Origin of the sequence: Microbacterium sp. (assembly GCF_051953575.1) — a bacterium.
Taxonomy (GTDB): domain Bacteria; phylum Actinomycetota; class Actinomycetes; order Actinomycetales; family Microbacteriaceae; genus Microbacterium.
This window is the reverse complement of sequence record NZ_JBQCIP010000223.1, coordinates 1-9,639: the sequence shown is the minus strand read 5'-3', so window position 1 is coordinate 9,639 and position 9,639 is coordinate 1. Positions and strand designations below refer to the sequence as shown.

At 71.0% G+C, this 9,639-nt stretch carries 6 protein-coding genes; 4 read left to right on the top strand and 2 right to left on the bottom strand.

The window, feature by feature from the left end:
- Positions 1-163 precede the first annotated feature (163 nt).
- Positions 164-1,525 carry a 4-aminobutyrate--2-oxoglutarate transaminase gene (gene gabT, locus ACTHNQ_RS13490; RefSeq protein WP_018172809.1) on the bottom strand — a complete coding sequence of 454 codons (1,362 nt, stop codon included), beginning with the start codon at positions 1,523-1,525 and terminating at the stop codon, positions 164-166.
- Between the two features lie 105 nt (positions 1,526-1,630).
- Here gabT and ACTHNQ_RS13485 point away from each other — a divergent pair, with 105 nt between their 5' ends.
- Positions 1,631-3,160: a PucR family transcriptional regulator gene (locus ACTHNQ_RS13485; RefSeq protein ID WP_440334127.1), complete on the top strand. Its 1,530-nt coding sequence runs from the start codon at positions 1,631-1,633 to the stop codon at positions 3,158-3,160.
- Between the two features lie 107 nt (positions 3,161-3,267).
- Complete coding sequence (locus tag ACTHNQ_RS13480; RefSeq protein ID WP_440334131.1) at positions 3,268-4,668, top strand: NAD(P)/FAD-dependent oxidoreductase; 1,401 nt, start codon at positions 3,268-3,270, stop codon at positions 4,666-4,668.
- A 15-nt stretch (positions 4,669-4,683) separates the two neighbouring features.
- On the opposite strand, the gene ACTHNQ_RS13475 is transcribed toward ACTHNQ_RS13480, so the two are convergent.
- Complete coding sequence (locus tag ACTHNQ_RS13475; protein ID WP_440334125.1) at positions 4,684-6,162, bottom strand: helix-turn-helix domain-containing protein; 1,479 nt, start codon at positions 6,160-6,162, stop codon at positions 4,684-4,686.
- A 229-nt stretch (positions 6,163-6,391) separates the two neighbouring features.
- Here ACTHNQ_RS13475 and aceB point away from each other — a divergent pair, with 229 nt between their 5' ends.
- Together aceB and ACTHNQ_RS13465 are read left to right on the top strand one after the other, a co-directional pair.
- Positions 6,392-8,032 (top strand): malate synthase A, encoded by a 1,641-nt coding sequence (aceB, locus tag ACTHNQ_RS13470; RefSeq protein WP_440334129.1) that lies wholly within the window; start codon positions 6,392-6,394, stop codon positions 8,030-8,032.
- 35 nt (positions 8,033-8,067) lie between these two features.
- On the top strand, positions 8,068-9,639 hold a 1,572-nt coding region (locus ACTHNQ_RS13465), incomplete at its 3' end, for an isocitrate lyase (protein WP_440334123.1).

The window sequence follows — 9,639 nt, the reverse complement described above, 5'->3', positions numbered from 1 at the left end:
AGGCCGACGTCCGGGGTGAGCTCGGTCATTCGGACTCCTTGGGCGGGCGCGCCGGCCCGGCGGGTCGTGCGGTCTCTGGTGGGTGATGCGGGGCCGGCGGGGGCCGGTCGGGCCGCCGCGGGAGCCGATCCGGAGGATCGGATGCTGTCAGACGGAATCGGGGTCAGGATGCCGCAAGCGCTGCTGCGACGACGTCCAGGCCCTCGTGGAGCAGGTCGTCGGTGATCGACAGCGGCGGCAGGAAACGGATCACGTTCCCGTAGGTGCCGCACGTGAGCACGATGACGCCCTGTGCGATGGACGCCTTCGCGACCGCGGCGGTGAGCGCGGCATCCGGCTCTCCCGTCGCGGGGTCGACGAACTCGGCCGCGATCATCGCGCCGTGGCCGCGCACGTCGCCGATGCGCGGGTCGGCGGCCTGCAGCTGCTGCAGGCGGCCCTTGAGGACCGTCTCGATCTCGCGTGCCCGCTCGAGCATGCCGTCGTTCTCGAACACGTCGATCGCGGCCACCGCGGCGGCGCAGGCGATCGGGTTGCCGCCGTAGGTGCCGCCGAGTCCGCCGGCGTGCGAGGCGTCCATGATCTCGGCGCGGCCCGTGACGGCAGCCAGCGGCAGGCCGCCGGCGATGCCCTTCGCGGTCGTGATGAGGTCGGGGACGATGCCGAACACCTCGCTGGCGAACATACGGCCCGTGCGGGCGAAGCCTGTCTGGATCTCGTCGGCGATGAACACCACGTCGTTGGCGCGGCACCACTCCACGATCGCCGGGAGGAACCCGTCGGCGGGGACGATGAAGCCGCCCTCGCCCTGGATGGGCTCGATGATGACCGCGGCGAGGTTGTCGGCGCCGACCTGCTTCTCGATCATCGAGATGGCCTTCTTGGCGGCCAGGCCTCCGTCGAGGCCGTCGCGGTACGGGTACGACAGCGGTGCGCGGTAGATCTCGGAGGCGAACGGCCCGAAGCCGCTCTTGTACGGCATCGCCTTGGCGGTGAGCGCCATCGTGAGGTTGGTGCGGCCGTGGTAGCCGTGGTCGAACGCGACGACGGCCTGCTTGCCGGTGTACTTGCGGGCGATCTTGACCGCGTTCTCGACCGCCTCGGCGCCCGAGTTGAACAGGGCGCTCTTCTTGGCGTGGTCGCCCGGCGTGATGCGGTTGAGCGCCTCGGCGACGGTCACGTACGAGTCGTACGGCGCGATCATGAAGCACGTGTGGGTGAACTGGGCCACCTGCTCCTGGACAGCCTGCACGACCTTGGGGTGCGCGTTGCCGATCGTGGTGACCGCGATGCCCGAGCCGAGGTCGATGAGCGAGTTGCCGTCGGCGTCGACGATGACCCCGCCGCCCGCGGCCACGGCGTGGACCGGTGCGGTGTGCCCGACGCCCGCGGCGACGGCGTCGGCCTTGCGGTCCAGCAGCTCCTGCGAACGGGGGCCGGGGATGCTGGTGACGAGGCGGCGCTCCTGGGGCAGGGTGGGGCCGCCGAGGGGCGTTGCGGTGAGGGTGTCGGCTGCGCTGCTCATGCTCGGGAGCGTATGTCGGCACTCCGGACGTTCGCACCCGCCATCGCGTACATTCTGTCCGGCCGGCTGTACGAGTCGTACACCCCAGCACGTACACTCGGCTGCATGGACGCCGACGACGCCCCCACGCTGCGGGCACTCCTCGCCCGCCGCGATCTGCAGCTGACGCTGGCAGCCGACGTCGAGCCCGCGGCGCTCGACCGCGCCATCCGGTGGGTGCACAGCTCGGACCTGGCCGATCCGACGCCCTTCCTGTCGGAGGGCCTGGTGCTGCTGACGACGGGCACGCAGTTCCCCTCCGGCTCGGGGTCGGACACCCCCGAGACCTACCGCGCATACGTGCACCGGCTGGCCGCGCGCGGTGTGGTCGGCCTCGGCTTCGGCACCGAGGTGGTGCGTGACGGCATCCCTCCCGCACTCGTCGACGCCTGCCGCGATGAGCGGATGCCGCTGTTCGAGGTGCCGTACCGCACCCCCTTCATCGCCGTCGCCCGGGCCAACGCCGAGGCGATCGCGGCCGAGGCGTACGCGCGGCGCAGCTGGGCGCTGGCCGCGCAGCGGGCGATCGCCCTCGCGGCGCTGCGCCCCGACGGGCTCGGGGCCACGGTCGCCGAGCTCGCGAAGCAGCTCGACACATGGGTGGGCATGTTCGACGCGGCGGGCGAGCCGGCCCGCGAGCACCCCCTCGGCGGGCTGGATCCCGAGACCGCGGCGGCCCTGCAGCGCGAGGTCACCGCGGTGCTGCACCGCGGTGCGCGGGCCGGGTCGTCGCTGCGCATCGGCGACACCCCGTTCACCCTGCAGACCCTGGGCCGCGGCGGCCACCTGCGCGGCGTCATCGCGATCGCCGCGGGCGACCTCGACCAGGAGGGCCGCGTGGTCGTGACGTCGGTCATCGCGATGGCGGGCCTCGCGCTCGAGCAGCAGCAGGGCCTCGTGCGCGCCCGCAGCGCGCTGCGGGCCGGGCTCGTGCAGTCGCTCCTCGCCGGCGACCCGGCGCTCGCGCGGCGCACATCCCGCGAGCTGTGGGGTCCGCTGCCGCCCGCGCCCGTCGCGGTGGGGCTGACGGATACCGCCTCGGCCCGGGTCGACGGCATCGCCGAACTGCTCGAGCTCTGGGCCGACGAGCGCCGTGGCGCCCTGTTCTTCGGGCGCACCGACGACGGCCTCGTGCTCGTCGTGCCGGCCGGCGACCTGTCGGCGCTGCGCGACCTGGCCGAGCGGTTCGACCTGCGGATCGGCCTGTCGGATCCGGCCGGCTACGACGGCTTCGCGGCTGCCGTCGGGCAGGCGCGCGTCGCCCGGGACCGCGGAGTCGGCCCCCTCACCGCGTTCGCCGACGTGTCGCGCGCCGGTGTGCTGTCGGCCTTCACCGACGAGGCGCGCTCGCTCGCCCGCGCCGAGCTGGCGCCGCTGTACGAGCACGACGCGTCGGAGGGCACGCGTCTCGCCGAGACGCTGCAGGTCTGGCTCGACGAGGACTGCTCGCACGAGGCGACCGCGCAGGCGCTCGGCGTGCACCGGCACACGGTGCGCACCCGCCTGGCGCTCGTCGAACGCGTGCTCGGACGCGACCTGTCGTCGTTCGCGACGCGCGCCGAGCTGTGGGCCGCGCTGCGCGCCCTCGACACCTGACCCGCTGCACCGCGAACCGTCCCGAGTGGCCGGATCGCCGGTGGATTCGCGACACATTGCGACGGTTCGCGGAGCGGGCGCTGTCCGAGGATGGGGACGTGGACGACGTGACGAACGGGCAGGTGTCGTGGTGGTGGCGGAGCCTCGGCGGCCCGCCGACGCCACGCCCGGCGCTGCCGGGCGATCTCGACGTCGACGTCGCCATCGTCGGCGCGGGCTACACCGGACTGTGGACGGCGTACTACCTGAAGCGCGCCCAGCCCGACCTGCGGGTCGTGGTGCTCGAGCAGCGCTTCGCCGGGTTCGGCGCATCCGGTCGCAACGGGGGCTGGCTCACCAACTCGGTCACCGGCGGCCGCGAGGGCTACGCGGCCTCGCACGGCCGCGATGCGGCGATCGCGCAGCAGCGGGCGCTCAACGACGCCGTCGACGAGGTGATCGCCGTCGCCGCACGCGAGGGCATCGACGCCGACATCGTGAAGGGCGGCGAGCTCGAGGTCGCCCGCACCCCCGCACAGCTGGCCCGGCTGCAGGCGTTCGCCGCGGCGGAGCAGGCCTGGCCGCACACCGATGTGGAGATGATGGATGCCGGGGCCACGGCATCCCGGATCCGCATCGCCGGCGCACTCGGCGCCGTCTGGCACCCGCATTGCGCGCGCGTGCACCCTGCCAAGCTCGTGCGCGGCCTCGCCGACGCCGTCGAGCGGCTGGGCGTCACGATCCATGAGCGGACCCGTGTGACCCAGATCGCGCCGGGGCGGGCGGTGACCGACCGCGGGACGGTGCGGGCCACCCACGTACTGCGTGCGACCGAGGGCTTCACCGCCGACCTGGCCGGCGAGCACCGCACGTGGCTGCCGATGAACTCGTCGATGATCGTGACCGAACCGCTGCCCGCGGGCTTCTGGCACGCCGTCGGCTGGGACGCCCGCGAGACCCTCGGCGACTTCGCCCACGTGTACATGTACGCCCAGCGCACCGCCGACGACCGCATCGCGTTCGGCGGCCGCGGCGTGCCGTACCGCTACGGCTCGCGCGTCGACATCGACGGCAGCACGCAGCAGCGGACGATCGCGTCGCTGACACGCCTGCTGCAGCAGTTCTTCCCGGATGCCGCCGACGGTGCCCTCGGCGGGGCAGCAGGCGCTCCGATCGCGCACGCCTGGGCCGGCGTGCTCGGGGTGCCGCGCGACTGGTCGGCCGCCGTCGTGCACGACAGAGTGACGGGCCTCGGCTGGGCGGGCGGCTACGTCGGCACCGGCGTCACGGCGACCAACCTCGCCGGACGCACGCTCGCCGACCTCGTGCTGGAGCGGGACACCCAGCTCACGCGGCTCCCCTGGGTCGGCCACCGCGCGAAGAACTGGGAGGTCGAGCCGCTGCGCTGGACGGCGGTGAATGCGATCTACACCGCGTACCGGATGGCCGACCGGGCCGAGGCATCCGGTCGCTCGTCGCGCACAGCGTGGCCCGCCCACGTGGCGGACTGGGTCGCCGGCCGCCACTGACCTCGCACGAGGCCGTCAGCGCGGGGCGTGGGACTCGAGGAACTCGTACAGGTCGGTCGTGTCGACCCCGGGGAACGAGCCGGTCGGCAGCGTCGCCAGCAGCGTGCGCGGAGTGCGGACGTTCGGCCACGACTGGTCGCGCCACGCCGACTCCAGGTCGGCGGGAGCGCGGCGGCAGCAGACCTCGACCGAGTGCTTCGAGACCCCGCGGTTCTGCGTGTCGCGGCCGAGGAACCACTTGGTGTCGTCGAACCGCACCCCGACCGACACCGAGTGCGCACCCTCGCTCGACATCTCGACACGGGCCGTGCACCAGTACGTGCCGTTGCCGGTGTCGGTGTACTGGTAGTACGGGTTGAAGTGGTCGTCGACGTCGAACACCACGCGTGACGTCCACTTGCGGCAGCACATCTGCCCCTCGATCGAGCCGAGGCGGTCGGTCGGGAAGTTCACGTCGTCGTTCTCGTAGACCTTCGTGATGACGCCCGACTCGTGCACCTTGAGGAAGTGCACCGGCAGGCCGAGGTGCACCGTCGCGAGGTTCGTGAAGCGGTGCGCGGCGCTCTCGTACGACACCGAGTAGGCGTCGCGGAGGTCTTCGATCGAGATGGCCCGGTCGTTCTTGGCGTCCTGCAGGAACGGCACCGCGTGCGCCTCGGGGATGAGCAGCGCACCGGTCAGGTAGTTCGTCTCGACGCGCTGGCGCAGGAAGTCGGCGTACGACGTCGGCTCGCGATGCCCCAGGATGCGGCTCGACAGCGCCTGCAGCACGGCCGTCCGCGGGTCGCCCTTCGCGGTGAGCCGGCTCGACAGGTACAGGCGCCCGTTCTTGATGTCGGCGACCGACCGGGTCGTCTGCGGCAGGTCGGGCACGTAGTGCAGTGTGAAACCGAGGTGCGCGGCGATGTCGGACGCGGTGCGCTGCGTGAGCGGACCACCGGGGTGGTCGACCGCGTCGAGGATGCGCCGCGCCTGCTCCTCCAGCTCGGGGAAGTAGTTGTTCTGCGTGCGCATCAGCCTGCGCAGCGCGACGTTCGCCCGGCGCGCCTCTTCGGGGGTGGCCGCGCGCTCGTCGCGCAGGCGCTCGATCTCGCCCTGCAGCGCGAGCATCGCCTTCAACGCCTCGGTCGGCACTGTCTTGCCGATCCGGAACGGCGGGATGCCGAGGGCCTGGAAGGTCTGCCCGCGCATCGCGCGCTCGAGCGAGATCTCCAGCGTCGCCCGCTCGTCCAGCGGCTCGGACTCGAGGATCGCGTCGATCGACGAGCCGAGCGCGCGGGCGATCGCCTGCAGCAGCGACAGCTTGGGCTCCCGGCGGCCGTTCTCGATCATCGACAGCTGGCTCGGCGCACGGTCGACCGCGGTGGCGAGCTCTTCGAGCGTCATGCCGCGGTCGGTGCGCAGCTGCCGGATGCGGCGGCCGATGGTGAGGGGGTCCACCTCTCCATCGTCGGGTTCTTCCGCTCGGCGATCCGCGGTCAACGTCGTCGTCATGGGGCGATTCTGTCACGAAAACAGAAATCTCCGAAAACTTCACAGACGATTTGGTCAGTCACGGGTCTGAACTTCACCGGATAGTGGACACACGAACAACCCGATCGATCCAGACGCGGATCACGGGGACGCCCGGACCGGCCCACACGCCGGGATGCGGCATCCTCACCAACTCGCAAGCAGTCGCTCACAGGAAGGCAGGGACATGACACCTGCAACCGCCACCCCGATGCGCACCCGCACCGGAACGATCCCCACCCAGACCCACCAGCCGACGCTCCAGATCGCCGGCCGCCTCGGACCCCGCTACGACGAGATCCTCACGCCGGACGCGATCGCGTTCCTCATCGAGCTGCACCAGCGCTTCGGCGCCCGCCGCCACGACCGCCTCGCCGACCGCATGCGCCGGCGCTTCGAGATCGGCAACGGCCACGACCCGCAGTTCCGCGACGACACGCGCCACATCCGTGAGGACGCGGACTGGCGCGTCGCGGGCGCCGGCCCCGGCCTCGAGGACCGCCGCGTCGAGATCACCGGCCCCACCGACCCGAAGATGACGATCAACGCCCTGAACTCGGGCGCGAAGGTGTGGCTGGCCGACCAGGAGGACGCCACGAGCCCGACCTGGAAGAACGTCATCGAGGGCCAGCTGTCGCTGCGCGACGCCATCCGCGGCGAGCTCGAGTACACGACCCCCGAGGGCAAGCGCTACGAGGTGACCGCGACCGAGACGCCCACGATCGTGATGCGTCCCCGCGGCTGGCACCTGCCCGAGCAGCACCTGCAGTTCACCGACCGGACGGGGCGCACCCTGGCCGCATCGGGGTCGCTCGTGGACTTCGGCCTGTACTTCTTCCACAACGCGGAGCAGCTCATCGCGAACGGCCGCGGGCCGTACTTCTACCTCGCCAAGCTCGAGTCGAGCGAAGAGGCGAAGCTGTGGGACGACGTGTTCACGCTCAGCGAGCAGTACGTCGGCATCCCCCACGGCACGATCCGCGCGACCGTGCTGATCGAGACGCTGCCGGCAGCCTTCGAGATGGAGGAGATCCTGTTCGAGCTGCGCGACCACGTCGCAGGCCTGAACGCCGGCCGCTGGGACTACATCTTCTCGATCATCAAGAACTACCGCGGCCGCGGCGCGCGCTTCGTGCTGCCCGACCGCAGCGAGGTGACGATGACGGTGCCGTTCATGCGGGCCTACACGGAGCTGCTCGTGCAGACGTGCCACAAGCGCGGCGCCTTCGCGATCGGCGGCATGAGCGCCTTCATCCCGAACCGCCGCGATCCCGAGGTGACCGCCCGCGCGTTCGAGAAGGTCGCCGCCGACAAGAAGCGCGAGGCCGGCGACGGCTTCGACGGCACGTGGGTGGCGCACCCCGATCTGATCCCGACCGCTCGCGCCGAGTTCGACGCGGTGCTGGGCGACCGACCCAACCAGCTCGAGCGCCTGCGCCCCGAGGTGCACGTCACCGCGGCCGACCTGATCGACGTGCACATCGGGCGTCCGATCACCACGGCGGGCGTGCACGCGAACGTGTCGGTGGCGATCCGCTACCTCGAGGCGTGGCTGCGGGGCCTGGGCGCCGTCGCGATCGACAACCTCATGGAGGATGCCGCGACCGCCGAGATCAGCCGCAGCCAGGTGTGGCAGTGGATCCACCAGGACCGCGCGACCGAGGACGGCACCCCGATCACCCGGGACTACGTCGAAGGACTCATCGCGCAGGTGCTGGCAGAGGTGGAGCGCCACGACGGGGACCGCTTCGACGACGCGGCCGAGATCTTCCGCGAGGTCGCCCTCGGCCAGGAGTTCCCCGCCTTCCTGACACTGCCGGCCTACAACCGCTACCTGACCGACGCCGGGTGACCGACGGCACACGACGCAACGAACAAGGAACAGACATGACTGCCTACAACGACGACATCGACGCCATCCGCGCGCTCAAGGAGCAGAACGGATCCGGCTGGGACGCGATCGACCCCGAGTCGGTCGCCCGCATGCGGGCGCAGAACCGGTTCCGCACCGGGCTCGAGATCGCCCAGTACACCGCCGACATCATGCGCCGGGACATGGCCGAGTACGACGCCGACTCGTCGGTCTACACCCAGTCGCTCGGCGTCTGGCACGGCTTCATCGGCCAGCAGAAGCTGATCTCGATCAAGAAGCACCTGAAGTCCACGAACAAGCGCTACCTGTACCTGTCGGGGTGGATGGTCGCCGCGCTCCGTTCGGAGTTCGGGCCGCTGCCGGACCAGTCGATGCACGAGAAGACCGCGGTGCCGGCGCTGATCGAGGAGCTCTACACCTTCCTGCGCCAGGCCGACGCCCGCGAGCTCGACCTGCTGTTCACCAAGCTCGACCAGGCGCGTGCGGCGGGCGACGAGACCGCGGTCGAGTTCATCCAGTCGCAGATCGACAGCTACGAGACCCACGTGGTGCCGATCATCGCCGACATCGACGCGGGCTTCGGCAACCCCGAGGCCACGTACCTGCTCGCCAAGAAGATGATCGAGGCCGGCGCCTGCGCGATCCAGATCGAGAACCAGGTCTCGGACGAGAAGCAGTGCGGCCACCAGGACGGCAAGGTCACGGTCCCGCACGAGGACTTCCTCGCGAAGATCAACGCGGTCCGCTACGCGTTCCTCGAGCTCGGCATCGACAACGGCGTCATCGTGGCCCGCACCGATTCTCTCGGCGCGGGGCTCACGCAGAAGCTCGCGGTCAGCCACGAGCCCGGCGACCTCGGCGACCAGTACAACTCGTTCCTCGACGTCGACGAGATCTCGCAGGACGAACTGAACGACGGCGACGTGGTCATCAGGCGCGACGGCAAGCTGCTGCGCCCGAAGCGCCTGGCGAGCAACCTGTACCAGTTCCGCGCGGGGACGGGTGAGGAGCGCGTCGTGCTCGACTGCATCACGTCGCTGCGCAATGGCGCAGACCTGCTGTGGATCGAGACGGAGAAGCCGCACGTCGAGCAGATCGCAGGAATGGTGGATGCCATCCGCGCCGAGATCCCGAACGCCAAGCTCGTCTACAACAACAGCCCGTCGTTCAACTGGACGCTCAACTTCCGCCAGCAGGCGTACGACCTGCTCGTGGAGCAGGGCGCCGACGTGTCGGCCTACGACCGTGCCGACCTCATGAGCGTCGCGTACGACGGCACGGAGCTCGCGCGACTGGCGGACGAGAAGATCCGCACGTTCCAGCGCGACGGCTCCGCCCGGGCGGGCATCTTCCACCACCTCATCACCCTGCCGACCTACCACACGGCGGCACTGTCGACGGACGACCTCGCCAAGGGCTACTTCGGCGACGAGGGGATGCTGGCCTACGTGAAGGGCGTGCAGCGTCGCGAGATCCGCGAGGGCATCGCCACCGTCAAGCACCAGAACATGGCCGGCAGCGACATCGGCGACAACCACAAGGAGTACTTCGCCGGCGACGCGGCCCTCAAGGCCGGCGGTCAGCAC

Excerpts from the sequence above, each read along its gene's own strand:
- gabT (WP_018172809.1), bottom strand. The coding sequence starts at position 1,525 with ATGAGCAGCGCAGCCGACACCCTCACCGCAACGCCCCTCGGCGGCCCC.
- ACTHNQ_RS13485 (WP_440334127.1), top strand. The coding sequence starts at position 1,631 with ATGGACGCCGACGACGCCCCCACGCTGCGGGCACTCCTCGCCCGCCGC.
- ACTHNQ_RS13475 (WP_440334125.1), bottom strand. The coding sequence starts at position 6,162 with ATGACGACGACGTTGACCGCGGATCGCCGAGCGGAAGAACCCGACGAT.
- aceB (WP_440334129.1), top strand. The coding sequence starts at position 6,392 with ATGCGCACCCGCACCGGAACGATCCCCACCCAGACCCACCAGCCGACG.